This is a genomic window from Ramlibacter sp. (assembly GCF_035548915.1).
GTDB lineage: Bacteria > Pseudomonadota > Gammaproteobacteria > Burkholderiales > Burkholderiaceae_C > Ramlibacter.
Genome location: NZ_DASZSE010000031.1, coordinates 77,740 through 101,194 on the forward strand (window position 1 = coordinate 77,740; position 23,455 = coordinate 101,194).

Here is a 23,455-nt window from a genome sequence, read left to right on the forward strand (position 1 = left end):
TAGGCGGGCGGGGGATTTCCCGGGCCCGCCAAAGCATTACAGTCGTCTCATGCACACGCGCACCGTCTTCTTCGTCTCCGACGGCACCGGCATCACCGCGGAGACCTTCGGCAACGCCATCCTGGCGCAGTTCGAGATCAAGCCCCGCCACGTCCGCCTCCCGTTCGTGGACAGCGTCGACCGCGCCCATCAGGTCGTGCGGCAGGTCAACCACACCGCCGAGAGCGAAGGCCGCAAGCCCATCGTCTTCACGACGCTCGTGAACGTCGAGGTGCTGCAGGTGATCGAGGCAGGCTGCAAGGCGATGGTGCTCGACATGTTCGGCACCTTCGTGCGGCCGCTGGAAATCGAGTTCGCCATGAAGTCGAGCCATCGCGTGGGCCGCTTCTCCGACGTGAGCAAGAGCAAGGAGTACCACGACCGCATCGAGGCGATCAACTTCTCGCTCGCGCACGACGACGGCCAGTCCAACCGCGATCTCGAAGAGGCCGATGTGATCCTGATCGGCGTGAGCCGCAGCGGCAAGACGCCCACCTCCATCTACCTTGCCATGCAGCACGGCCTGAAGGCCGCGAACTATCCGCTCATCCCGGAGGACTTCGACCGCCGGCAGCTGCCGGGCGCGCTCAACACCCACCGCAGGAAGCTCTTCGGCCTCACGATCGCGCCGGAGCGGCTTTCGGAGATACGCAACGAACGCAGGCCGAACTCGCGCTATGCGGCGCTCGACAACTGCCTCATGGAAGTGGCCGAGGCCGAGGCCATGATGCGCCGGGAAGGCATCCGGTGGCTTTCCACCACCACGAAGTCGATCGAAGAGATCGCCACCACCATCCTGCAGGAGATCCGGCCGGAGCGGCTGGAGTACTGACAGAGAGAGGTCGTTCCTTCGCAGGCACGCCCGATAGGCAATCGCTAAAGCTGCCATGAGGCCAAAGAATTGGCCGCGGCGGGACCTCGCCCCTACGATAGACATACGCAATCGATTCAACCACTCCGATAGGAAGCTAGACCATGTCCCTCATCAACCGCCAACTGCCCGAATTCACCGCCACCGCCTACCACAACGGGAAGTTCGTGCCCGTCACGCGCGAGAACTTCATCGGCAAGTGGTCCGTGGTCGTGTTCTATCCGGCGGACTTCACCTTCGTCTGTCCGACGGAGCTCGGCGACCTCGCCGATCACTACAGCGAGTTCCGCGACCTGGGCGTGCAGCTCTACGGCGTCTCCACCGACACGCACTTCACGCACAAGGCCTGGCACGACACGTCCGAGACGATCGCCAAGGTGCGCTACCCGCTCGTTGGCGACCCAAACCACCAGCTCGCGAAGTTCTTCGACGTGCTGATCACCGAAGGCGAGGACGCGGGGCTCGCGCTGCGCGGGACGTTCGTGATCGACCCCGAGGGCCGCATCAAGACGGTGGAAGTCCACGACAACGGCATCGGCCGCGATGCGAAGGAGACGCTGCGCCGCGTGAAGGCCGCGCAGTACATCGCCGCGCACCCGGGAGAAGTCTGCCCGGCCAAGTGGAGCGAAGGCGCCGAAACGCTCAAGCCCTCCCTCGACCTCGTCGGGAAGATCTGAAAATGACGACCCCCACGCTTGTCACTTCGTGTACTACGCTGCCCCTCGAGGGGGCTTCAGCCTCCTCGAGGCGGCTGGGCGGAGGCTGCTGAGATGCTGGACGCCGCACTCAAGGCCCAGCTGGGCACGTACCTGCAACGCATCACGCGGCCGGTGGACATCGTGGCGTCCTACGACGGCACGGCCGCCTCGGCGCAGATGCGCGAACTTCTCGCGGACATCGCGCAAGCGTCGCCGCTCGTGCGAGTCACCGAAGCCGCGGGCGGCCCCGAGCGCAAGCCCTCGTTCTCGGTGAATCGCGAAGGCGAGAACACCGGCGTGCGTTTCGCGGGCCTGCCGATGGGGCATGAATTCACGTCGCTCGTGCTCGCGCTGCTGCAGGCAGGCGGCCATCCGCCCAAGGTGGAAGAGGCGCTGCTCGAACAGGTGCGCGCGCTCGAAGGCAACCTGCACTTCGAAGTCTACGTCTCGCTTTCCTGCCACAACTGCCCCGACGTCGTGCAGGCGCTCAACCTGATGGCGATCCACAATCCGCGCATCCACGCGACGATGATCGACGGCGCGCTCTTCCAGGACGAAGTGAACGAGCGCCGGGTGATGGCGGTGCCGACCGTGTTCCTGAACGGCACGCACTTCGGCCAGGGACGGATGACGCTCGAGGAGATCGTCGCGAAGGTCGACAGCGGCGCGGCAGAGCGCGAAGCGAAGAAGCTCGCGGGCCGGGAGCCGTTCGACGTTCTCATCGTGGGCGGCGGGCCCGCGGGCGCGGCGGCCGCGGTGTACGCGGCGCGCAAGGGCATCCGCACCGGCATCGCGTCGGAACGCTTCGGCGGGCAGGTGCTCGACACGCTCGGCATCGAGAACTTCATCTCGGTGAAGGAAACCGAGGGCCCGAAATTCGCGCTCGCGCTCGAAGAGCACGTGCGCCACTACGACGTTGACGTGATGAACCTGCAGCGGGCGAAGGCGCTGAAGCCGGGCGATCTCATCGAAGTCGAGCTGGAAAGCGGCGCGGCGCTGAAGGCACGCAGCGTGATCCTCACGACCGGTGCGCGCTGGCGCAAGCTCGGCGTCCCCGGCGAGGAGGAGTACCGCAACCGCGGCGTGGCGTATTGCCCGCACTGCGACGGCCCGCTTTTCAAGGGCAAGCGCGTGGCGGTGGTGGGCGGCGGCAATTCGGGCGTGGAGGCGGCGATCGACCTCGCGGGCATCGTCTCGCACGTCACGCTCATCGAGTTCGCGGACAAGCTGCGGGCCGACGCGGTGCTGCAGCGAAAGCTCGCGACGCTTGCGAACGTCGAAGTGCTCCTGAATGCGCAGACGACGGCGATCCTCGGCGACGGCGCCAGAGTGAACGGCCTCGCCTGGCGCGATCGCGCGAGTGGCGAGGAGCGCGTCGTGCAGCTCGAAGGCGTGTTCGTCCAGATCGGCCTCGTGCCCAACACGGAGTGGCTGAAGGGCACGCTCGAACTCTCGCGCCACGGCGAAATCGTGGTCGATGCGAAGGGCGCGACGTCCGTCGCGGGCGTGTTCGCGGCAGGCGATGCGACGACGGCGCCATTCAAGCAGATCGTGATCGCCGCGGGCGACGGAGCGAAGGCCGCGCTCGGTGCGTTCGACTACCTGATCCGCAGGTGATGGCCCGATAATGCACGGCACAAGTCCAACGACACCGACGAAACCAACGAAAGGCCGGCCATGCAAGGCGATCCCCAGGTCATCCAGCACCTGCAGGCGCAGCTGAAAAACGAGCTCACCGCCGCCAACCAGTACTTCCTGCACTATCGCGTGCTGAAGCACTGGGGGTTCGAGCGCCTCGCGAAGAAAGAGTACGAGGAGTCGATCGGCGAGATGAAGCACGCGGACCGGCTGATGGAACGCATCCTGATGCTCGACGCCCTGCCCAATCTGCAAGACCTCGGCAAGCTCCTGATCGGCGAAGACGTGCCGGAAATCCTCGACTGCGACCTGCGCAGCGAACGCGGTGCGCAAGTCGCCATCAAGGCCGGCATCGCCCAGTGCGAACAGGCACAGGACTTCGTCTCGCGCGAGATCCTCGAGCACATTCTCGAAGACACGGAAGAGCACATCGACTTCCTCGAGACCCAGCTCGACTTGCTCGCCAAAGTCGGCCTGCAGAACTACCTGCAGTCCCAGATGGGCGAGTCGAGCAGCTGAGCTGCTTGATCCAGCGCAAACCGCGCGGGCCGTCGGCCTCACACACAGGCATTGCAAATACGAGCGATTCGCATTTATAATCGAGGCAGCAACGTCCTCGTAGCCACCTCGTTCGCCCTCGCCCACCATGATCGTCTGTGTCTGCCGCCGCGTTTCCGACCGCGAGATCGCCCGTCACGCTCGCTCGGGCATGAGCTTCGACGACATTCAGTTCGAACTCGGCGTCGCCACGCAATGCGGCCGGTGCGAGGGTTGCGCGCGCGAGATCGTGGAACAGTGCTGCGCGAGCCAGCCGATCGCCTGGATGCGCAAGGAAGAGGCGGCCACGGCCGGCGCGCGGACCGAGGCCTGATTCCCCTCTTTTCGTCAGCTCTGGCCGAGCGCCGCGATGCCGGCGCGCGCGATCTGCGCGTCCTCGGCGGACTTCACGCCGCTCACGCCCACCGCACCGACGCACTGCCCACCGGCGAAGATGGGCACGCCCCCTTCGAGCATGCCTTCGAGCGGAGCGCTCAGGAATGACACCCGTCCGCCGTTGATCATCTCCTCGTAGCTGCGGCTTTCCCGCCGGCCGAGGGCGGCCGTCCGCGCCTTGGCCTGCGCGATCTGCGCCGAAATCGGCGCCGCGCCGTCGAGGCGCTGCAGCGCGAGCAGATGGCCGCCGTCGTCCACGATGGCGATGGTCACCATCCATTGGTTCTTCAGCGCTTCGGCCTCGGCGGCCTGTGCGATCGCCTTGACATCGGCGAGTTCGAGCATCGATTTATTCTTCATGGGCCGCGAGCATAGCGCCCCGAGCCCTTGAACCAACCTAGAATGCGCGCATCTAACGGTCGCGAAGACTTTTGAGCGAAGGAGAAGCCCGCATGAACGATCGCCTCACACCCGTCGACACCGGCGGCGGCTACTACGACGTCGCCTCGTCCGCGGACGTGCGCAACCGCGTCCTGCGCAACACGTACTGGCTGCTGGCCCTGAGCCTGGTGCCCACGGTGCTCGGCGCATGGCTCGGCGTCGCCACCGGCATCACGCGCTCGCTCACGGGCGGCCTGGGCCTCATCGTCTTTCTGGGCGGCGCGTTCGGCTTCATGTATGCCATCCACCGCACCAAGGACTCCGCCGCCGGCGTCGGCGTGCTGCTCGGATTCACGTTCTTCATGGGCCTGATGCTGTCGCGGCTGATCGCCATGGTGCTCGGCTTCAAGAACGGCCCCGGCCTCGTGATGACGGCGTTCGGCGGGACGGCAGGCGTGTTCTTCGCGATGGCGACGCTTTCCACCGTCATCAAGCGCGACATCTCGGGCCTCGGCAAGTGGCTGTTCGCGGGCGCGGTGGTGGTGCTGATCGGCGGAATCATCAACGTCTTCGTCGGGTCGTCCACGGGCATGATCGTGATCAGCATGCTTTGCATCGCCATCTTCAGCGCCTACATGCTGTTCGACCTGAAGCAGATCATCGACGGCGGCGAGACCAACTACATCACGGCCACGCTTTCGTTGTACCTGGACATCATCAACGTCTTCCAGAGCCTGCTCGCTCTGCTCGGCATCTTCGGCGGCGACGAGTAGGCCTCAAGCGAGGTCGAACACCGCGATCGACTCCACGTGCGCGGTGTGCGGGAACATGTTGACCACTCCCGCCGCCGTGCAGGCATAGCCCGCCTGGTGCACGAAGAGTCCGGCGTCGCGCGCGAGCGTCGCCGGATTGCAGCTCACGTAGACGATCCGCCCGGGCGGCCGCCACCCGCCGCGCAAGGCGGGGTTCTGCCGCAGATCGGCGATGGCCTTGGCAAGCGCGAAGGCGCCGTCGCGCGGCGGATCCACGAGCCAGCGATCGGCCGGCCCATCGTCCACCAATTGCTGCGTGGTCATCTCGAACAGGTTTCGCGTCGCGAACGTCACAGGCGCGAGCGGCTGCGTTCGACGATTGAACTCGTAGTTCTCGCGTGACCGCGCGACCAGCGCTTCGCTGCCTTCGATGCCGAAGACGCTGCCCGCGCGCGTCGCAAGCGGCAGCGTGAAATTGCCCAGGCCGCAGAACCAGTCGATGACGCGATCCTCGCGTCGCGGCTGCAGCAGGCGCACTGCACGGTCGACCAGCACGCGGTTGATGTGGGGATTGACCTGCGTGAAGTCGGTCGGACGGAAAGGCATCGCGATACCGAACTCCGGCAGCGAATAAGCAAGCTGCGGCCCGCCTTCGTCGAGCAGTGTCGCGGTGTCCGGCCCCTTCGGTTGCAGCCACCATTGCACGCCGGGATGCGCGCCCGCGAATGAACGCAGCTTCTCGACGTCGCCCGCGGAAAGCGGCTGCAGATGGCGCAGCACGAGCGCCGTGACCTCATCGCCGCAGGCAAGCTCGATCTGCGGGCAAGTCTCGATCGCATCCATCGAGCCGATCAGCTCTCGCAGCGGCATGAGCAGCGCACTCACGTGCGGCGGCACGACGTGGCATTCGCGGATGTCGGCCACGTAGCGGCTCTTGCGCTCGTGGAACCCCACGAGCACCGTGCCCTTCTTGCGCACGTGCCGCACGCTGAAGCGCGCTCGCCAGCGATAGCCCCAGGCCGGCCCTTCGATGGGGCGCAGCAGCATGTCCGGCTTCACCTTGGCGAGATGCCACAGGTTGTCTTCCAGCACGCGCTGCTTGATCGCGACCTGCGCCGCGACGTGCAGATGCTGCATGCGGCAGCCGCCGCACGCGCCTTCATGCCAGCCGAAGTGCGGGCAGCGCGGCCGCACGCGCTGCGACGACTCCTCGTGCACTTCGAGAAGCGATGCCTGCTCCCAATTGTTCTTCCTGCGATGCACGTTCGCGCTCACCCATTCGCCGGGCAATGCGCCGTCGATGAACACCACCTTGCCATCCGCCCGCCGTGCGACGCCCTGCGAGTCGATGTCGAGCGACTCCACGTGCAACCAGCCGGGCGGTCGTTGCTTGTCGACCGTCATCGGCAGATTGTCCCAGACGGGCCGATCAGCCCCAGGCGGCGAGGTACTCCTGCCAGTGCGGCTCGACGGGCGCGAGCGCGCCCAGCGCATCCTTCACGAACGCGATTTCCTGCTCGTACTCGCCTTCGGTGAAGCCGCAGCGCATCTTCTGGTAGCGGCAGTAGACGAGGTACGTATTCATCACGTCGGTCTCGCAGTAGCGGCGGATGTCTTCGAGCTTGCCGTCGAGAAACGCCCGGTACACCTGCGAGCCGTCCATGCCGAGCTTGCCCGGGAAGCCGCACAGCTTCGCCATCGCATCGAGCGGCGCGTTCGCGCGCGCCTGGTAGAGCGCGAGCAGGTCCATGAGGTCCAGGTGCCGCGTGTGGTAGCGGTTGATGTAGTTGTTGTACTTGAACTCGCGGTCGTCGGGTGCGCCGCCTTCGCCCAGGCACCAGTAGCGGTCGGCGACCACGCCGTGCCGCAGGCCGCGGTAGTGCAGCACCGGCAAGTCGAAGCCGCCTCCGTTCCAGCTCACGAGCTGGGGCGTGTGCTTGTCGAGCGCGGAGAAGAAGTTCTGGATCACCTTGCCTTCGCTCGCGCCGTCGCGGTCCACGAACGAATGCACGCGCAGGCCTTCCGCGTTGCGAAAGACGCAGCTGATGACGAGGACTCGCTGCAGATAGTGCGGAAGGAACTCGGAGAGGTTCTGTTCCTTGCGTTCCCGCGCCCAATCGCCGAACACCTGTTCGTCGGTCGCTTCGGAAGAGGAGTTCCTGAGCAGGCGAAGACCCGCGACGTCGGGGATGGATTCGATGTCGAAGACGAGAACGGGCCAGGGCATGCGGGGAATGTAGCGCACGGCGGAGCGCCCACCGCCGAACCGCTCAGAAGAGCGCTTCCTTGTTGACTCCGCTGCGCACCATGTGGCGCTTCAGTTTCAGCAGCGCTTCGTTCTGGATCTGCCGCACGCGTTCGCGCGTGAGGCCCAGACGATCGCTCAGCACCTCGAGCGTCTCGGGTTCGCGGTCGCGCAGACCGAAGCGGCCTTCCAGCACTTCCTTCTCGCGGTTCGACAGCGCATCGATCCAGCCGGCCAGGAGCTTTTCCACCTCGTGGTTCTGCGTGACGCCGGTCGGGTCCTCCGCCAGGTCGTCGGCCATCGTGTCGCCAAGCGTGTGCTCGTCATCCGACCGGTCCATCGCCGCGTCGAGCGACCGGGGCGCTTCGGCCATCGCGAGCAGTTGCGCGACCTCGTGCACCTCTCGCCCGAGGAGGGCCGCGACGTCTTCGACGCGGACGCCCTCGCCTTCCAGGCTGCCGCGCGAGGCCATGAACGCCGCGTCGTTTTCGAGTGCGCGCCTGGCGCGCAGCACCTGCTGCAGTTCGCGCACGACATGCACGGGCAGCCGGATCACGCGGCCCTGGTTCATCACGGCCCGCTCGACCGCCTGACGAATCCACCACGTCGCATAAGTCGAGAAGCGGAAGCCGCGTTCCGGCTCGAACTTGTCGATCGCGTGCATGAGGCCGAGATTGCCTTCCTCGATGAGGTCCGACAGCGGCACGCCGCGCCCGAGGTACCCTTTCGCGATGCTCACCACGAGGCGCAGGTTGTGTTCGATCATCGACTGGCGCGCCGCGAAATCACCCGCACGCGCGCGCGACGCCGTCTCGAATTCCTGTTCCGCGGTGAAGAGTTCCGTGCGCCGCACTTCGCGCAGGTAGAGCGTGAGCGTGTCGCTCGATTCGCCCGCGATGTCGGCGGGGATGTCGCGCAGCTGCGTCTCCGGCACCTCCTCCTGCATCGGCTGCGACCCGGCTTCGAGCATCGCAGGCACAGGGACATCCCCGGTCGCGCCCAGCGGCACTGTCGTGGGAGTCCCTTCTTCGTGCATCGTGCTACCTCGGTGGCAGGTACCTCGTGGGATCGACCGGCTTGCCCTGGCGGCGAATCTCGAAATGCAGCTTCACGCGGTCGGCGTCGCTCGAGCCCATCTCCGCGATCTTCTGCCCCTTCTTCACCGCCTGATCTTCCTTCACCAGCAAGGACTGATTGTGCGCGTATGCGCTGAGATATGTGTTGTTGTGCTTGAGGATGACGAGGTTGCCGTAGCCGCGCAGCCCCGCACCCGCATAGACGACACGGCCGTCGGCCGCGGCAACCACGGGCTCGCCGGCTTTGCCGCCGATGTCGATGCCCTTGTTCTTCTGCTCGTCGAAGCCCGCGACGATCGGTCCCGCGGGTGTGGGCCAGACCCACGACACGTCGTCGTCGCCGGGTGCCACGGGCGGCGTGTTCACCGGCGGCAACGACGGCGCAGCAGCGGCGGTCGTGGCGCGCGATGGGCCCGCGGAAGCCGAAGCCGCCGAAGTGGCTGGCGCGGCCGGCAGCGGCGCCGTCGCTGCGGAGGCTGTGGTCACCGGCTTCGTCACCACGCCTTCGCCCGCGACCGATCCCGGGACCGCGCCGGCCGGCGGGATCACGCGCAGCACCTGGCCGACTTCGATCACGTTCGGATTGTCGAGACCGTTCCAGCGCTGCAGATCGCGCCAGTTCTGCCCCGACTCGAGCGCGATGCGAATGAGCGTGTCGCCGGGGCGGACCGTGTAGTAGCCGGGCTTGCCCGCGTTTTCCGCGCCGGGCAGGGGCTTGGCCGTTTCCTGCGGCGCCGGCGCCGTCATGCGAGCCGCGCCGGTGCGATCCTCCACCGGCGCGGGCGCGCGATGCGAAGACGCACAGCCAGCCATCACCATTGCCGCGAGCGCTGCAACGACGACGGCCTGCAAGGCACTGCTCTCGCGTGCGAGCTTGTGATGCATCGGTGATGTCTTTTCTTCGTCTTTCAGGCGATGCCTGATTTTAGGGGGACAAAGTGCACGCTCTCAAGCACACTTTGTTTCACGCCCGCGGATGTTTTCTCGATGACCGTGAGCGCCTGCCGCCCGTTCGCGCCCACGATCGGCGCGACGATGCGCGCACCGGTCGCGAGCTGTTCGATCCACTCGCGCGGCACGGCTTCTCCGCCCGCGGCCGCGATGATGCCCGCATACGGCGCGCCTTTCGCATAGCCCGCGACGCCGTCGCCGAAGATGAGATGCACGTTGGCAAGCCGCATCGGCCGCAGATTGTCTCTCGCCTTGTCGTGCAGGCCGCGCAATCGTTCGACCGAATACACCTCGGCCGCGACACGGCCGAGCACGGCAGCCTGGTAGCCGCAGCCCGTGCCGATCTCCAGCACACGGCCGAGTCTGCCGTTCGCATCGCGCGCGCCACCCAAGAGCAGTTCGATCATGCGCGCGACGATGCTCGGCTTGGAGATTGTCTGGCCGAGCCCGATCGGCAGGCTCGTGTCTTCGTAGGCCTGATTCACGAGCGCCGTATCGACGAAGCGATGCCGCTCGACGGTGCCCATCGCCGCGAGCACCTGCGCGTCGCGAATGCCCAAGGCCAACAGTTTCTCCAGCATGCGCGCGCGCACGGCCTGCGAATCGAGACCCACGCCGGCGGGCACCGGATCGCCACGAGGCCTTGTTTGCGCGCGAGCCGATGCGGGCGCGGGCGAGGAGCCGAAGTCCATGCGCGCGGGAAAGCCGGGCCGGCGTGACATCAGGCGCCGCCTCGCTCGCGCGCGAGTTGCGCCGCCGCCTGGCCCCAATAGCGAAGCCCTTCGTGATCGGTGAGGTCCACCTTCAGCGGCGTGACCGACACGTGCCCGAGCGTCGTCGCGTGGAAGTCCGTGCCTTCCGCATCGTCCTTCGCGGGGCCCGCGCCGCCGATCCAGTACATCACGTCGCCGCGGGGGCTCGTCTGCGAGATCACTTTCTCCGCGGCGTGGCGGCGGCCGAGGCGGCAGACCTTGAAGTCCTTCAGCGACTCGTAGGGCAGGTTCGGCACGTTCACGTTGAGCAGCCACGGCTCCTGCGACGCGCGCTGATGCTCGAGCAGGTACTGCACGAGTTCGCGGGCCTTGCGCGCCGCGGCGTCGAGGTTGGCCCAGCCTTTTTCCACCTGCGAGAAAGCGATGGCCGGAATGCCGAAGAGATAGCCCTCCATCGCCGCGCCGACGGTGCCCGAGTAGATCGTGTCGTCGCCCATGTTGGCGCCGTTGTTGATGCCGCTCACGACGAGATCGGGCTTGTAGCCGAGCACGCCCGTGAGCGCGATGTGCACGCAGTCCGCCGGCGTGCCGCTCACGTAGCGAAAGCCGTTGCCCGCGATGTTGACGTAAAGCGGTGCATTCAGCGTGAGCGCGTTCGACTTCGCGCTGTTGTTGTGTTCGGGCGCGACGACTTCCACCTCGCCGAGGTCGCGGATCGCTTCGTAGAGGGCGATGATCCCTGGCGCCTGGTAGCCGTCGTCGTTGGAAAGAAGAATCTTCATGCGTCGAAAGCGATTGTAGGGTCGCGAAAGGCGCGCGGTCGCCGCTGGGACACGCCCGCGCGGCCGTCCGTCACTATCATTCGCCAGGAACTTTTCCGGAGTCCACACCCATGCATGCCTGGATTTGCGAGAACCCCACGGGCGTCGAATCGCTGCAGTGGCAGGAGTTGCCCGCGCACGAGCCCAAGGCGGGCGAAGTGCTGGTCGAAATCAAGGCCGCGAGCCTGAACTTCCCCGATCTGCTCATCGTGCAGAACAAGTACCAGATGAAGCCGACGCCGCCGTTCGTGCCCGGCTCCGAATACGCGGGCGTGATCGCGGCCGTGGGCGAAGGCGTGACGAACCTGAAGGTGGGCCAGAGCGTCGCGTGCCTCTCGGGCACGGGCGGATTCGCCACGCACGCGATCGCGCAGGCGGCGCTGTGCATGCCGTTGCCCGCGGGCTTTCCGCACGTGGACGCGGCGGCCTTCATCATGATCTATGCGACGTCGCACCACGCGCTCATCGACCGCGCGCAGTTGAAATCGGGCGAGACGGTGCTCGTGCTGGGCGCGGCGGGCGGCGTGGGCACGGCCGCGATCCAGATCGCGAAGGCGGCCGGCGCGCGCGTGATCGCGGCGGCGTCGTCCGATGAGAAGTGCGAGGTGTGCAAGTCGATCGGTGCGGACGCGGCGATCAACTACTCCCGCGAGACGCTGCAATCCGGCTTCCGCGAAGCGGTGAAGGCTGCCACGGACGGCAAGGGCCCGGACGTGATCTACGACCCGGTGGGCGGCGACTTCGCCGAGCCTGCGTTCCGCTCCATTGCGTGGCGCGGGCGGTATCTCGTTGTCGGATTCGCGTCGGGTCCGATCCCGAGCCTGCCGCTCAATCTGCCGCTGCTGAAGGGCGCGTCGATCGTTGGGGTGTTCTGGGGCGACTTCGCGCGGCGCGAGCCGACGAACAACGCGGCGATGATGGCCGAGCTCGCGCAGTGGTACATGCAGGGCAAGGTGAAGCCGGTGATCGACCGGACGATGCCGATGAGCGAGCTGAAGGCGGCCTTCGCGCGCATGGGTTCGCGCGAGGTGAAAGGCAAGCTGGTCCTCGTGAACTGATGGCCTCGCCATTGGCGGTGGCGCTATAATCTGGCGCTCTACGGTGGCTGTAGCTCAGTTGGTAGAGTCCCAGATTGTGATTCTGGTCGTCGTGGGTTCGAGTCCCATCAGCCACCCCACTTCCCGATCCCGCCATTCGAGGTTCGGCTCTTCGCCGGAAACCGTTGGGGCCAGCCACGCCCCTCGCGCTACGACGAGCCCGCCAGCCACGCCACCCTCTCCTGCGGCACCGGCAGCGTAGGCAGCGACGCATCCCTCACCTCGCTCGAATGCAGCGTCGTCGTTCGCCCGCTGCTCGAAGTCACGACAACTTCCACCACCTTGCCGCCATCCGCTTCGCGATCCACGCCCTTCTTCCAGAAGTCCCACCCGGAAAATCTCGCGCCTTCCACGCCGAGCGAAGCAGCCACATCCTCTCGCTCATAGCCCGTCTTCACCTCGCCGACGACGATGCCATCGAAGAAAACGCGAATGCTCGTGATCTCGTTGGCGGGGTCGTGATCGGCCGCCCAGCCGCCAATCCGGAACACCCCCTCCTCCGACAACGAGAACCAATCCACGTAGCCCACCGGAGGATTCGCGAATTCGAACGAATCGAATTCCTCCACGCTCCTTCGAGATAGCAAATACATGTCGTGCGAGCCGCACAGAGCCAGCGGAAGCCTCCTGTACGCGACCTCTCCACCGAAAAGGCTCCGAACCGCCCCGCTCACATACGCTTCGCTCACATAGGTCGAACCATATTCGTTCACATCGAGCGAGCGCGATTCGCTTTCCGGCACGAACAGAAATCCGTCTGACGGCATCGGGCGTCCGTTCGAAAGCGCACTGTCATGAACACTGATAGCAAGGACGCCCTTGTCCTTCAGCAAGCCCAGAAGCCGCCGCAGCCACTGCTCGAACCGATACCTCGGCAAGTGCGTGAAAAGCGAGGCCACGAAGATCAGGTCGAACCTCTCGCCGCAGACCACGTCGCGGGGCTCGTAACTCGAAACGAAGCCATTCACTGCGAATTCGGCCTTCTGGAATTCGACCGCGGCTTCATCGATATCCGATACCCACACGTTCGCGGCCGGAATTTCGGCGACCAGGAAGCGCGTGGAACGCCCGTATCCGCAAGCGAAATCCAGAACCTTCGCGCTCGATTTGTCCGGATGCGCCACCCAATCCAATACGGCCTGCAGCGTCGAATTGATCTCGAACCCTTGCCGCAAGTACACCGCCTTGGCCAGTCCGACGCTCGGCAAGGCTTTCACCGCACTGAGGAACATCTCGTCCTCGGGATGGATCGTGGTGTCGATGTGCGCGAAGTGACTCGCCATGGCAAGGTGTCGAACGGGCCAAGGAGTTGAACGGGCGCCGCCAGCGTCTGCGATCCGATTCTATGCTGGGGGAGTCTCCGCTGTTTAGAATCCAGCCACCCCCCCTCTCCACTCCTGCCTTCGTGGCATTTCGCCCTTGCGACCTCCCGCACCGAAGTTCCTGCAGGTCGCCACAGCGGCCTTCTTCGCAATCGTCATCGCCGCCTACGCAGGCCTCATTCCCCTCGGCCAATGGCAGGACGAATGGGACACGATCCCGGCGCTCGTGCGCGGCGGCTGGGCAACCTACGCGCACCGCGTGCTCACCTGGAGCCCACGCCCCTTCTCCGAATTGATCCTCTTCGGCTACGCGCACTGGGTCGACGCCGCGGGCGAACCTCTCATCGCGCCCGTGCTCATGCTGCTGTGGCTGCCGCTTGCGATCTCCCTCATCTGGGTGCCCTCGCTCCTCTTCGAACGCGGCGACGTCGCATGGTGGCCACCCGCACTTTCGCTCTTCTGCCTCTTCCTCCTCGGGCACCCTTCCGGGGAGATGTTCTATTGGCCGCAAGGCGGCGGCATGGCCTACCTGATCTCGCTCGCGTGCATCGCCACGGTGACGTGGCTCGCATGCGCGACAGGACTCGCATCGCGGCGCGAGAGAGTCGTGGCATCCGTGCTGCTTGCGATCGCGGTCCTTTGCGCCGAGGTGTCCGCGTTCTTCGTGCTCATCCTCGCAGGGTTCGGTGCGATGTCCGTCGCCGCCCGGCGCTTCACTTCGATCGCTTCGGCGCACGCCATGCGATGGGTCTGGCTCACTCCGCCGCTCGCCGCCGCGTGCGTGGTGCTGGCGCTCGGCGTCTTCGGCCGCCTCGGCAATCCGGTCGAGATCTTCGGCGACCGCGCGGTCGCACATCATCCCGTCTCTGCCATGCTGAACAGCGCGCGTGTCTTCGCCGTCGAACTGGTTTCGCTCGACGGCAGCGCGCCCAACTTCGGCGACATCGCTTCGGGCCTCGCGGTGAAGGGCCTCTTCTTCCTCGGCATCTGGTCGTGGGCGCGCAGCTCGGCAGCACCGCGCAGACCCCTCACGGATACAGCGCGGCCCCTGCCTCTTTTCATCGGCGCGGCGGCCCTGGCCACGGCGTTCACGATCATCGCGGCCGCCTACTATCAGTTCGGCGTCGTCTGCTGCGAGCGCCACGGCACCTTCCGGCAGGCGCTCGTGTGCCTTGCGCTCTTCTCGTTCGCATGGTGGCTCGGACGCCGCATGCAAGGCCGGTCCGCGGCCCGCGGGTTGCCGGCCCTGTCACCGCTTTGCCTGCTGCTCGCCGTGGTCATTGCCGGCATCCCGTCGTGGGGTGCATTGCTGGCGGACTACAAGTCCTACCCCGCGCGCATCTCGGCTGCTCACGCCAACTGGATCGCGGGCAACGCGGCAGGCGACACATTCACCTATGTCGCGTTGCCGCCCGGGGAAATCGTCGGCGGCCCCTATCTGCCGGCCGAGGGAACCTTCGCCGCGGGCCCGAGCGGCCCGGGCAACGTGCCGCACATCATCGCGTTCTTCCGCAAGAAGGCCGTCACCTTCACTGCCCCGCCGGCTGGGGCAGCGGCGCGGGCTTCGCCACGTTGATCTGCACCTTGTAGCGATCCTTCAGCACGTCGTAGTACGCGAGGTTCTCCGCCGTCGCCCAGGCACGCGCGTACTGCGCCTCTTCCTGCTTCGCGGCATCCGGCGGCGGCGCGGGACGCGCGATCACCTTGTTCACTCTGACGACGGCATAGCCACCTTCGCCGAGGTCGACGCCCGTGAACGCCGGGAGTTTCGTCGGATCGGTGCGCAGCGCGGCATCGGCCACCTGCCTCGGCTGCTTGGCCGTGTCCTCGCGCGAAATGACGATGGCCGCCGGCAGCACCGCGGTCGCGGGAGCGGACTTCCACGCCGCGAGCTTGTCCTGCCCCTCTTTCTTCGCGAGCTCCGCGGCCTTCCGCGCGACGAGCCGCTTCCTCACGTCATCCTTCACTTCGGCGAGGGGCCGCGTGCGCGCCGGCATGTACTGCACCACGCGGCCGGACACCATCTGGTTCGGACCCGTCTCCACCGCCTCCGTGTTGCGCTTCTTCTGTGTCGCATCGGGCGAGAAGAGCGCCGCGAGGAACTTGGGATTGGCCAGCGGCCCCTTCGCCCCCGCCGCGGGCTCGCGCTGCACGTTCTGCGCCGTCTGGATGTCGAGCTTCAGCTTGTCCGCCGCGGGCTTCAGGCTGTCGGCCTGCTCGTACACGGTGTTGGTGAACGTGTCGGCGGCCTCCGCGAACTTCCTCTGCGCCTGCTGCTTCTTCAGCTCGTCCTCGATCTGCGGCTTCACTTCGTCGAAGGTCTTCGTCGTGCCGGGCTTCACGTCGGCGAGCCGGATCACGTGGTAGCCGAATTCGCTTTCGACGAGCCGGATGTCCCCGGGCTTCATCGCGAACACCGCGTCCTCGAACGATTTCACCATCGCGCCGCGCGTGAAGTAGTCGAGGTCGCCGCCGCGCGCGGCCGACACCGGGTCCTTGGAGTACTTCTTCGCGAGTTCGGCGAAGCTCGCGGGGTCTTTCTTCACCTCCGCGAGAAGCTCCTCGGCGCGGGCCTTCGCCTTTTCCTTGTCGGCAGGCGAGGCATTCTTCGGCACGTCGATGAGGATGTGGCTCGCGCGCCGCTCCTCCTTCGTGCCGTAGCGCGCCTGATTCTGTTCGTAGTAGGACTTCACGTCCTGTTCGTTCACCGCAATCGACTTCTTCACCGAATCCAGATCGAGCACCAGGTACTCGATGTTCGCCTGCTCGGGCGCCTGGAAGAGCTGCGGGTTGGCCTTGTAGAACGCCTCGATGTCCGCGTCGCTCACGGCCACCTTCGGCTCGTACTCGCCCGAAGGGAACATCGCGACCTGGATCTCGCGGCGTTCGTAGAAGGGACCGAGCGCGGCGTTGGCGATCGCGCGCGGTGCGAAGACCGAATTGCCGAGTCCCGCGAGGACCTGGCGCGAAGAGAGGTCGGCACGCACCTGGCCTTCGAACATCTCGGGCGTCATGCCCTGCGTCTGCAGGAACTGGCGGTATTTCGCGATGTCGAGCCGGCCGTCCGGTCCCTTCAGCCACTGGAGGTTCTGCTGAATCTCGCTTGCGACGCGCTGGTCGCTCGCCGAGAGGTTCTCGTCGTGCGCCGCGGCGTCGAGCACCCGATCGCGCACCATGCGCTCCAGCGTCGCGTAGCGCGCCTCGGGCGAGTCGAGCAGCTTCGCGTCGAGATTGGGCATCTGCTGGCGCAGGCGGTCGACTTCGCTCCTGTGCGCGTTGTCCCACTCGGCCTGCATGATGTCGCGCCCGTCCACGCGGGCCACCGCTTCGCCCCGCTCCTGCAGCCGGTTGTAGCCGTTGATGCCCACCACCACGAACGAAGGGAAGATCAGCAGGAACAGGATGACCTGCATGATGCGCGTGTGCTTGCGGACGAATTCGAACATCGGATGACTCGCGTGGCTCTCGACAAAGAAAACAAAAGGCGAACCGTCGGTTCGCCTTCGTGCTGCTGGTGGGTGCTGACGGGTTCGAACCGCCGACCTACGCCTTGTAAGGGCGCCGCTCTACCGGCTGAGCTAAGCACCCCTTCGCTACTTACCCCTCGCTAATTCGAACGCCATCAGTTCAGGGCGTCCTTCAGCGCCTTGCCGGGGCGGAACTTGGGGACCTTGGCGGCCTTGATTTTAATCTGAGCGCCGGTGCGCGGATTGCGGCCGCTGCGAGCCGCCCGTTTGCCGACCGCGAACGTTCCGAAGCCCACCAGGGAGACCGATCCGCCCTTCTTCAGCGTGGTCTTGATGGCGCCGATCATCGACTCCAGCGCCCGCGTGGCCGCGGCCTTGGAGATGTCAGCATGCTTCGCGATGTGCTCGATCAGTTCGGTCTTGTTCACTGGGGCCCCTCGTAGAGAGAAAAGAGTTGCTAGGGTTGTCTTCTCAAAAATTTTTGTCTCCCCGTCCGTGCCGCCTTTGCAGGTTGTCGATCGGCAGGACGCGGGAGACTTGTTCGCCGCCGTGGATCACGGCAAGCCGATTAGAGCCACGGCTTCACGCCATGTCAATATGAGCTCTCCGCTTGCCTCACGGGAGGGGGATTCTATTCGCAAAGCGCGCGAGCGCCGTTACAGCGCCTCGGCGATCGCGCGCCCCACATCGGCCGTCGAGGCGCGCCCGCCGATGTCGCCGGTGCGCGGTGCACCGCTTGCGGGATCGAGCACCCGCTCGATCGCGGCGAGCACCGCATCGTGCGCGGCCCGGTGGCCGAGGAAGTCGAGCATCATCGCGCCGCTCCAGATCTGGCCGATCGGGTTGGCGATGTTGCGCCCCGCGATGTCCGGCGCGGAGCCGTGCACCGGCTCGAAGAGCGAGGGAAAGCGGCGGTCCGGATTCAGGTTCGCGCTCGGCGCGATGCCGATGGTGCCCGTGCACGCCGGCCCGAGGTCCGAGAGGATGTCGCCGAAGAGATTGCTCGCGACCACCACGTCGAAGTGGTCGGGCCGCTGCACGAAGTGCGCGGTGAGGATGTCGATGTGGAACTTGTCCACCGACACGTCCGGATACTCCTTGGCCATCGCTTCCACCCGCTCGTCCCAGTAGGGCATCGTGATCGCGATGCCGTTGGACTTGGTCGCGCTCGTGAGATGCTTCTTCGGGCGCGTCCTCGCGAGCTCGAAGGCGAATCTCAGCACGCGGTCCACGCCCACGCGCGACATCACCGTCTCCTGCATCACGATCTCGCGCTCGGTGCCCGGATACATGCGCCCGCCGATGCTCGAGTATTCGCCTTCGGTGTTCTCGCGCACGATGTACATGTCGATCTCGCCCGGCTCGCGTTTCGATCCGTCCCTGCGCACGACCGGCGCCACGATGCCGGGCATGAGCCGCGCCGGACGCAGGTTCACGTACTGGTCGAACTCGCGGCGAAACAGCAGGAGCGACCCCCAAAGCGAGATGTGGTCGGGAATCCTCCCCGGCCAGCCGACCGCGCCGAAGTAGATGGCGTCGTGTCCGCCGATGCGCTCCTTCCAGTCCTCGGGCAGCATCCTGCCGTGTTTCTCGTAGTAGTCCCAGCTCGAGAAATCGAAGTGGTCGAACGCGAGCTCGATGCCGAACTTGCGCGCCGCCGCGTCCATCACGCGGATGCCCTCCGGCATCACTTCCTTTCCGATGCCGTCGCCGGGGATGACGGCGATGCGTGTCCTGGTCATGTGTGCTCCTCGGGAAAGTGGGGGGATTCTGGCATCGGACGCTCAGGCGCGCGAGCGCACGACGAGGCTCACCCCGATCGCGGCGAGCGCCATGCCCGCGACGGTGAAGGCCGTGATCGGCTCGCCGAAGAGTATCCACGCCATCAGGGCCGTGCAAGGCGGCACGAGGTAGAGCAGGCTCGTCACCGCCGTTGCCGCACCGCGTTGGATCAGCAGGTACAGCAGCGAACTGCCGCCGAGCGTGAGCGCGACGACGGACCACGCGAGCGCGCCGGCGAGCTCGCCCGTCCAGCGCACGCTTTCGGTTTCGAAGCAGGCGAGCGGCGCCGTGACGGCGAAGGCCGCCGAGAGCTGCACGAGGCTCGCCGAGCGCACGTCGCACGCCTGCACGAAGCGCTTCTGGTAGAGCGTGCCCACGGTGATGCTCACCAGCGCACCGGTTGCGAGCGCGACGTTGAACGCCGTCACCTCGCCGTGCCCGAGTTTTTGCCACACGACGAGCACGAGCCCCGCGAGGCCGAGCGCGAGCCCGCCCCATTGCCGCAGGCCCACCGCGTGGCCCCGCGCCGCGATCCAGAGCGCGGTGAGCACGGGTTGCAGTCCGACGAGGAGCGCGGCCAGCCCCGCGCCCATGCCCGACTTCACGGCCGCCCACACGCCGCCCAGGTAGCCCGCGTGCATCAGGATGCCGGTCACGGCCAGGTGCAGCCATTGCGAACGCGGCCGCGGCAGCGCCACGCGCGCGAGGATCACCCACAGGCCGAAGCACAGCACCGAGCACACGTAGCGCAGCGTGAGGAACTTGAGCGGCGGCGCATGCGGCATGCCGAACCGCGCCACGATGAAGCCCGTGCTCCAGATCAGCACGAAGACCGCGGGCATGGCGCGCAGCAGCGTGGGCTGCGTCTGCTCGTTCATGACAGACTCAGCGCTTCACGCGCTTGCGGATCTCGGGCAAGGCTCGCTGCAGGTAGTAGACCATCGACCACACCGTGAGAATCGCCGCGACCCAGATGAGGACCGTGCCCCAGAGCATCGTGTCGATCGTGCCGAAGAGCGTCCCTCCGAAAAGCAGGAAGGGAATGGCGATCATCTGAACGGTCGTCTTCACCTTGCCGAGCATGTGCACGGCCACGCTCTTGGACGCGCCGATCTGCGCCATCCATTCGCGCAGCGCGGAAATCGCGATCTCGCGGCCGATGATGATGAGCGCCACGAAGACGTCGGCGCGCTTCAGGTGCACGAGCACGAGCAGCGACGCGCAGACCAGGAACTTGTCCGCCACGGGATCGAGGAACGCGCCGAAGGAGGACTGCTGGTTCAGCCGCCGCGCGAGGTAGCCGTCGAGCCAGTCCGTGAGGGCGAAGACGACGAACATCACCGTCGCCACGAGGTTCTGCGTGCCCGGGTCGAGGCCGATGTAGAACACGCCCACCAGCAACGGGATCGCGACGATGCGCGTCCAGGTGAGGATCGTGGGCGTCGTGAGGAACATGGGGCCGGATTATGCGCGGCCTTCAGTGCAGCGCGCGGTAGATCTGCTCGGCGAGGTCGCGGCCGATGCCTTCGACCGTGGCGATGTCCTCCACGCTCGCCGCGGCCACGCCGCGAATGCCGCCGAAGCGCTGCAGCAGTCGCGCGCGCTTCTTGGCGCCGATGCCCGGGATCTCCTCCAGCCGGCTGCCGCCCACGCGCACCCGCGCGCGGCGCGCGCGCATGCCGGTGATCGCGAAGCGGTGCGCCTCGTCGCGAATCTGCGCGACGAGCATGAGCGCCGCCGAGTCGCGGCCGAGGTAGATCTTGTCGCGGCCGTCGGCGAAGACGAGCTCCTCGAGCCCGACCTTGCGGCCCTCGCCCTTTTCCACGCCGACGATGACGGACAGGTCGAGCCCGAGCTCCGCGAACACCTCTCGCGCCATGCTCACCTGGCCGCGGCCGCCGTCGACGAGCACGAGGTCGGGGAGGCGCTCGGCGCCGCCGCCAGCCCCGCGGCCGCGCTTCGGCGGGGTCTCGGGCGGCGTGGCTTCGGGCGGCGGGGCCTCGGGCTGCGGGGCCTCGGGCGGCGCGGTCTCGGGCGGCGTCGCCTCGGGCGTGTCGCGCCCCGCCTGCGCGAGGCGCGCATAGCGCCGCGTGAGCACCTGCCGCATCGCCGCATAGTCGTCGCCCGGCGTGATGCCGTCGATGTTGTAGCGCCGGTATTCCCGGTTCTGCATCTGGTGGTGGTGGAAGACCACGCACGAGGCCTGCGTCGCTTCGCCCGCGGTGTGCGAGATGTCGAAGCACTCGATGCGAAACGTGTCGAGGTTGTCCGGCGCGAGGTCGAGCGCCTCCACGAGCGAGCGCGTCCGCGCCTGCTGCGAGCCTTCCTCCGCGAGCAGCCGCGCAAGCTGCAAGTCGGCGTTGCGCTGCGCCATCTCGAGCCAGAGGCGGCGCTGTTCGCGCGGGTTGTGCACGGCGGAAATCTTCACGCCGCTTTGCTGAGAGAGCGCCTCGATCAGTTCGCGGCCGACCGGGTGGCTCGTGATCATCGAAGGCGGCACCGGCACGCCGATGTAGTGCTGGGCGATGAAGGCTTCGAGCACCTGCAGTTCCACGGACTGCGTCGCGGCCGGGGGCGCCCCGTCGTCGCCTTCCTCGAAGTGCTGCACGGCGGCCGCATCCTCGATGTGGCTCGGGAAGTACGCGCGGTCGCCCAGGTGCCGGCCGCCGCGCACCATCGCGAGGTTCACGCACGCCTTGCCGCCCAGCACCTTCACGGCGAGGATGTCCACGTCCTTGTCGGAGGCGGTCTCCACCGACTGCTGGTGCAGAACCTTCGCGAGCGCACCCATCTGGTTGCGCAGCTCCGCGGCCTGCTCGAACTCGAGCTTCTCCGCATGGATCGTCATGCGTTGCTCGAGCTGCTTCAGTACGGCATCGGCGTCGCCGAGCAGGAACGCCTCGGCGTTGCGCACGTCGCGCTCGTAGTCCTCGGGCGAGACGAGGTTCACGCACGGCCCGGTGCAGCGCTTGATCTGGTACAGCAGGCACGGCCGCGTGCGGTTCGCGAACACGGTGTCCTCGCACGTGCGCAGGCGAAACACCTTCTGGATCAGCTGGATCGATTCCTTCACGGCCCAGGCGCTCGGGTACGGCCCGAAGTAGCTGTGCTTGCGGTCCACCGCGCCGCGGTAGTACGCCACGCGCGGGAACCTGCCGGATTCGATCTTCAGGAACGGGTAGCTCTTGTCGTCGCGAAAGAGGATGTTGTAGCGCGGCGCGAGCGACTTGATGAGGTTGTTCTCCAAGAGGAGCGCTTCGGCCTCGGAGCGCACGACGGTCGTCTCCAGCCGCCGGATCTTGCCCACCATGTGGCCGATGCGCGTGCCGCCGTGGTCCTTCTGGAAGTAGCTCGAGACGCGCTTCTTCAGGTTGCGTGCCTTGCCCACGTAGAGCACCGCCTCGTCCGCGTCGTAGTACCGGTACACGCCGGGCAGCGCGGGAAGCGCGGCCACCTGCGCGAGCAGCGCCTCGGAGTGCGCGTCGCAGCGGCCGTCGGAAGGGGCTTCCGAATGAGCTTGCGCAGGAGCTTGCGAACTAGCTGGTGACTGGGCTTCGGAACGGGGTCGCGCCATGGCGCCTATTATCCGAGCCGTGCTCTGGGACATTTTCTGCAAGGTCATCGACAACCACGGCGACATCGGCGTTTGCTGGCGCCTTGCCGCGGAGCTGGCCGCGCGCGGCGAAGAGGTGCGCCTCTGGATCGACGACGCCACGGCCCTCGGGTGGATGGCCCCGGGCCGCCATGACCGCGTCACGCTCGTGAAGTGGGAAGAACCGGCGCCCCTCGCGCGGCCGGGGGAGGTCGTGATCGAGGCCTTCGGATGCGATCCGCCCGGGACGTTCCTCACCGAACTCGCGCGAGCGACCGCGCGCGACGGCCGCCAGCCCGCGTGGATCAACCTCGAATACCTCTCGGCCGAGCCCTACGTCGAGCGCAGCCACCGCCTGCCCTCGCCGGTGCTGCACGGCCCCGCCCGCGGCCTCACCAAGCACTTCTTCTACCCCGGATTCACGCAGGCCACGGGCGGGCTGATCCGCGAGCAGGACTTCGCGCAACGGCGCGCGCGGGTGGATCGCCCGGCGTGGCTCGCGCGAGCCGGCGTGCACATGGAAGAGCACACGACCTACATGAGCCTTTTCTGCTACGAGCCGGCGGCCCTGGCCGAGCTGCTGTCGCAGCTCGCGCGCGGGCCCGGGCGCACCACGCTGCTCGTGACGGAAGGCCGCCCGCGCGCCGCGGTGCAAAGGCTGCTGCCGAACACGCACCGGCACGGCAAGCTCTCGCTGCACTTCCTGCCCTTCGTCACGCAGGTGGAGTACGACCACCTGCTCTGGTCGTGCGACCTGAACTTCGTGCGCGGCGAGGATTCGCTCGTGCGCGCGATCTGGGCGCGCAAGCCCTTCGTCTGGCAGGCCTATCCGCAGGAAGACGGGGCGCACGCGGCGAAGCTGCACGCCTTTGTCGACTGGCTGAACCCACCCGACGCGCTGCGGCGATTCCACAGCGTGTGGAACGGGCTCGCGGACATCGCGCTGCCCCATCCGGATGCGCAAGCCTGGGCGCCCGCCGCGGAGCTTGCCGCCCGGCGGGCCGAGGCGCTGCCGGAGCTCGTGGGCGGGCTCATCGCATTCGCCCGCGAGCTGCGCGCGGCGAGTCCCTGATCGCT

Annotated in this window: 23 protein-coding genes and 2 tRNA genes; 10 read left to right on the plus strand and 15 right to left on the minus strand. The window is 66.9% G+C overall.

The window, feature by feature from the left end; genetic code table 11:
- Positions 1-49 precede the first annotated feature (49 nt).
- The 5 genes from ppsR (at position 50) to VHA82_RS11380 (ending at position 4,117) form a co-directional block, all read left to right on the plus strand.
- The gene (gene ppsR, locus VHA82_RS11360) at positions 50-871 is read left to right on the plus strand and encodes a posphoenolpyruvate synthetase regulatory kinase/phosphorylase PpsR (protein WP_325543611.1); all 822 of its coding nucleotides are present in this window, start codon (positions 50-52) and stop codon (positions 869-871) included.
- Between the two features lie 143 nt (positions 872-1,014).
- Positions 1,015-1,587 carry an alkyl hydroperoxide reductase subunit C gene (gene ahpC / locus VHA82_RS11365; RefSeq protein ID WP_325543613.1) on the plus strand — a complete coding sequence of 191 codons (573 nt, stop codon included), beginning with the start codon at positions 1,015-1,017 and terminating at the stop codon, positions 1,585-1,587.
- A 93-nt stretch (positions 1,588-1,680) separates the two neighbouring features.
- Complete coding sequence (gene ahpF / locus VHA82_RS11370; protein WP_325543615.1) at positions 1,681-3,225, plus strand: alkyl hydroperoxide reductase subunit F; 1,545 nt, start codon at positions 1,681-1,683, stop codon at positions 3,223-3,225.
- A 60-nt stretch (positions 3,226-3,285) separates the two neighbouring features.
- Positions 3,286-3,765, plus strand: coding sequence for a bacterioferritin (gene bfr / locus VHA82_RS11375; protein WP_325543617.1), 480 nt, complete (start codon positions 3,286-3,288; stop codon positions 3,763-3,765).
- 127 nt (positions 3,766-3,892) lie between these two features.
- Positions 3,893-4,117, plus strand: a complete 225-nt coding sequence (locus VHA82_RS11380; RefSeq protein WP_325543619.1) for a (2Fe-2S)-binding protein — start codon at positions 3,893-3,895, stop codon at positions 4,115-4,117.
- A 14-nt stretch (positions 4,118-4,131) separates the two neighbouring features.
- Here VHA82_RS11380 and VHA82_RS11385 read toward each other — a convergent pair whose 3' ends face one another.
- Complete coding sequence (locus VHA82_RS11385; RefSeq protein ID WP_325543621.1) at positions 4,132-4,539, minus strand: heme-binding protein; 408 nt, start codon at positions 4,537-4,539, stop codon at positions 4,132-4,134.
- Between the two features lie 92 nt (positions 4,540-4,631).
- Here VHA82_RS11385 and VHA82_RS11390 point away from each other — a divergent pair, with 92 nt between their 5' ends.
- Positions 4,632-5,333 carry a Bax inhibitor-1/YccA family protein gene (locus VHA82_RS11390; RefSeq protein ID WP_325543623.1) on the plus strand — a complete coding sequence of 234 codons (702 nt, stop codon included), beginning with the start codon at positions 4,632-4,634 and terminating at the stop codon, positions 5,331-5,333.
- 3 nt (positions 5,334-5,336) lie between these two features.
- Here VHA82_RS11390 and rlmD read toward each other — a convergent pair whose 3' ends face one another.
- The 6 genes from rlmD to surE form a co-directional block, all read right to left on the minus strand.
- Positions 5,337-6,716, minus strand: a complete 1,380-nt coding sequence (rlmD, locus tag VHA82_RS11395) for a 23S rRNA (uracil(1939)-C(5))-methyltransferase RlmD (protein ID WP_325543626.1) — start codon at positions 6,714-6,716, stop codon at positions 5,337-5,339.
- Positions 6,717-6,741: 25 nt separating this feature from the next.
- Positions 6,742-7,539: a 3'-5' exonuclease gene (locus VHA82_RS11400; protein ID WP_325543628.1), complete on the minus strand. Its 798-nt coding sequence runs from the start codon at positions 7,537-7,539 to the stop codon at positions 6,742-6,744.
- A 43-nt stretch (positions 7,540-7,582) separates the two neighbouring features.
- Entirely contained in the window at positions 7,583-8,503 is a 921-nt protein-coding gene (rpoS, locus tag VHA82_RS11405) for an RNA polymerase sigma factor RpoS (protein ID WP_325543819.1), read from the minus strand.
- 94 nt (positions 8,504-8,597) lie between these two features.
- Positions 8,598-9,518: a peptidoglycan DD-metalloendopeptidase family protein gene (locus VHA82_RS11410; protein ID WP_325543630.1), complete on the minus strand. Its 921-nt coding sequence runs from the start codon at positions 9,516-9,518 to the stop codon at positions 8,598-8,600.
- A gap of 23 nt (positions 9,519-9,541) precedes the next feature.
- Positions 9,542-10,306 carry a protein-L-isoaspartate(D-aspartate) O-methyltransferase gene (locus tag VHA82_RS11415; RefSeq protein ID WP_325543632.1) on the minus strand — a complete coding sequence of 255 codons (765 nt, stop codon included), beginning with the start codon at positions 10,304-10,306 and terminating at the stop codon, positions 9,542-9,544.
- Positions 10,306-11,079: a 5'/3'-nucleotidase SurE gene (gene surE / locus VHA82_RS11420; protein WP_325543634.1), complete on the minus strand. Its 774-nt coding sequence runs from the start codon at positions 11,077-11,079 to the stop codon at positions 10,306-10,308. Before surE ends, VHA82_RS11415 begins: the two co-directional genes overlap by 1 nt.
- Before the next feature lie 110 nt (positions 11,080-11,189).
- Between surE and VHA82_RS11425 the strand changes: the two genes are divergently transcribed.
- Both VHA82_RS11425 and VHA82_RS11430 read left to right on the plus strand, forming a co-directional pair.
- Positions 11,190-12,176: an NADPH:quinone oxidoreductase family protein gene (locus tag VHA82_RS11425; protein WP_325543636.1), complete on the plus strand. Its 987-nt coding sequence runs from the start codon at positions 11,190-11,192 to the stop codon at positions 12,174-12,176.
- Between the two features lie 43 nt (positions 12,177-12,219).
- Positions 12,220-12,295, plus strand: a tRNA-His gene (locus VHA82_RS11430).
- Positions 12,296-12,364: 69 nt separating this feature from the next.
- Here VHA82_RS11430 and VHA82_RS11435 read toward each other — a convergent pair.
- Positions 12,365-13,498, minus strand: a complete 1,134-nt coding sequence (locus VHA82_RS11435; protein ID WP_325543638.1) for a class I SAM-dependent methyltransferase — start codon at positions 13,496-13,498, stop codon at positions 12,365-12,367.
- A 136-nt stretch (positions 13,499-13,634) separates the two neighbouring features.
- Between VHA82_RS11435 and VHA82_RS11440 the strand changes: the two genes are divergently transcribed.
- The gene (locus VHA82_RS11440) at positions 13,635-15,113 is read left to right on the plus strand and encodes a hypothetical protein (RefSeq protein ID WP_325543640.1); all 1,479 of its coding nucleotides are present in this window, start codon (positions 13,635-13,637) and stop codon (positions 15,111-15,113) included.
- Here VHA82_RS11440 and VHA82_RS11445 read toward each other — a convergent pair.
- The 7 genes from VHA82_RS11445 to uvrC form a co-directional block, all read right to left on the minus strand.
- Positions 15,067-16,983, minus strand: a complete 1,917-nt coding sequence (locus VHA82_RS11445; RefSeq protein ID WP_325543642.1) for a SurA N-terminal domain-containing protein — start codon at positions 16,981-16,983, stop codon at positions 15,067-15,069. The two genes, VHA82_RS11440 and VHA82_RS11445, sit on opposite strands and share 47 nt — an antisense overlap.
- Before the next feature lie 66 nt (positions 16,984-17,049).
- Positions 17,050-17,125 (minus strand) — tRNA-Val (locus VHA82_RS11450).
- A 34-nt stretch (positions 17,126-17,159) separates the two neighbouring features.
- A complete protein-coding gene (locus VHA82_RS11455; protein WP_325543645.1) occupies positions 17,160-17,432 on the minus strand; it encodes an HU family DNA-binding protein in 273 nt (90 codons plus the stop codon).
- A 228-nt stretch (positions 17,433-17,660) separates the two neighbouring features.
- Positions 17,661-18,746: a tartrate dehydrogenase gene (locus tag VHA82_RS11460; RefSeq protein ID WP_325543647.1), complete on the minus strand. Its 1,086-nt coding sequence runs from the start codon at positions 18,744-18,746 to the stop codon at positions 17,661-17,663.
- A 42-nt stretch (positions 18,747-18,788) separates the two neighbouring features.
- Positions 18,789-19,664, minus strand: coding sequence for a DMT family transporter (locus VHA82_RS11465; protein WP_325543649.1), 876 nt, complete (start codon positions 19,662-19,664; stop codon positions 18,789-18,791).
- A gap of 7 nt (positions 19,665-19,671) precedes the next feature.
- Positions 19,672-20,241, minus strand: a complete 570-nt coding sequence (pgsA, locus tag VHA82_RS11470) for a CDP-diacylglycerol--glycerol-3-phosphate 3-phosphatidyltransferase (protein WP_325543651.1) — start codon at positions 20,239-20,241, stop codon at positions 19,672-19,674.
- A gap of 22 nt (positions 20,242-20,263) precedes the next feature.
- A complete protein-coding gene (gene uvrC, locus VHA82_RS11475) occupies positions 20,264-22,360 on the minus strand; it encodes an excinuclease ABC subunit UvrC (protein ID WP_325543653.1) in 2,097 nt (698 codons plus the stop codon).
- A 19-nt stretch (positions 22,361-22,379) separates the two neighbouring features.
- Here uvrC and earP point away from each other — a divergent pair, with 19 nt between their 5' ends.
- Entirely contained in the window at positions 22,380-23,450 is a 1,071-nt protein-coding gene (gene earP / locus VHA82_RS11480; RefSeq protein ID WP_325543655.1) for an elongation factor P maturation arginine rhamnosyltransferase EarP, read from the plus strand.
- Positions 23,451-23,455: the final 5 nt, after the last annotated feature.

Excerpts from the sequence above, each read along its gene's own strand:
- ppsR (WP_325543611.1), top strand. The coding sequence starts at position 50 with ATGCACACGCGCACCGTCTTCTTCGTCTCCGACGGCACCGGCATCACC.
- ahpC (WP_325543613.1), top strand. The coding sequence starts at position 1,015 with ATGTCCCTCATCAACCGCCAACTGCCCGAATTCACCGCCACCGCCTAC.
- ahpF (WP_325543615.1), top strand. The coding sequence starts at position 1,681 with ATGCTGGACGCCGCACTCAAGGCCCAGCTGGGCACGTACCTGCAACGC.
- bfr (WP_325543617.1), top strand. The coding sequence starts at position 3,286 with ATGCAAGGCGATCCCCAGGTCATCCAGCACCTGCAGGCGCAGCTGAAA.
- VHA82_RS11380 (WP_325543619.1), top strand. The coding sequence starts at position 3,893 with ATGATCGTCTGTGTCTGCCGCCGCGTTTCCGACCGCGAGATCGCCCGT.
- VHA82_RS11385 (WP_325543621.1), bottom strand. The coding sequence starts at position 4,539 with ATGAAGAATAAATCGATGCTCGAACTCGCCGATGTCAAGGCGATCGCA.
- VHA82_RS11390 (WP_325543623.1), top strand. The coding sequence starts at position 4,632 with ATGAACGATCGCCTCACACCCGTCGACACCGGCGGCGGCTACTACGAC.
- rlmD (WP_325543626.1), bottom strand. The coding sequence starts at position 6,716 with ATGACGGTCGACAAGCAACGACCGCCCGGCTGGTTGCACGTGGAGTCG.
- VHA82_RS11400 (WP_325543628.1), bottom strand. The coding sequence starts at position 7,539 with ATGCCCTGGCCCGTTCTCGTCTTCGACATCGAATCCATCCCCGACGTC.
- rpoS (WP_325543819.1), bottom strand. The coding sequence starts at position 8,503 with ATGCAGGAGGAGGTGCCGGAGACGCAGCTGCGCGACATCCCCGCCGAC.
- VHA82_RS11410 (WP_325543630.1), bottom strand. The coding sequence starts at position 9,518 with ATGCATCACAAGCTCGCACGCGAGAGCAGTGCCTTGCAGGCCGTCGTC.
- VHA82_RS11415 (WP_325543632.1), bottom strand. The coding sequence starts at position 10,306 with ATGTCACGCCGGCCCGGCTTTCCCGCGCGCATGGACTTCGGCTCCTCG.
- surE (WP_325543634.1), bottom strand. The coding sequence starts at position 11,079 with ATGAAGATTCTTCTTTCCAACGACGACGGCTACCAGGCGCCAGGGATC.
- VHA82_RS11425 (WP_325543636.1), top strand. The coding sequence starts at position 11,190 with ATGCATGCCTGGATTTGCGAGAACCCCACGGGCGTCGAATCGCTGCAG.
- VHA82_RS11435 (WP_325543638.1), bottom strand. The coding sequence starts at position 13,498 with ATGGCGAGTCACTTCGCGCACATCGACACCACGATCCATCCCGAGGAC.
- VHA82_RS11445 (WP_325543642.1), bottom strand. The coding sequence starts at position 16,983 with ATGTTCGAATTCGTCCGCAAGCACACGCGCATCATGCAGGTCATCCTG.
- VHA82_RS11460 (WP_325543647.1), bottom strand. The coding sequence starts at position 18,746 with ATGACCAGGACACGCATCGCCGTCATCCCCGGCGACGGCATCGGAAAG.
- VHA82_RS11465 (WP_325543649.1), bottom strand. The coding sequence starts at position 19,664 with ATGAACGAGCAGACGCAGCCCACGCTGCTGCGCGCCATGCCCGCGGTC.
- pgsA (WP_325543651.1), bottom strand. The coding sequence starts at position 20,241 with ATGTTCCTCACGACGCCCACGATCCTCACCTGGACGCGCATCGTCGCG.
- uvrC (WP_325543653.1), bottom strand. The coding sequence starts at position 22,360 with ATGGCGCGACCCCGTTCCGAAGCCCAGTCACCAGCTAGTTCGCAAGCT.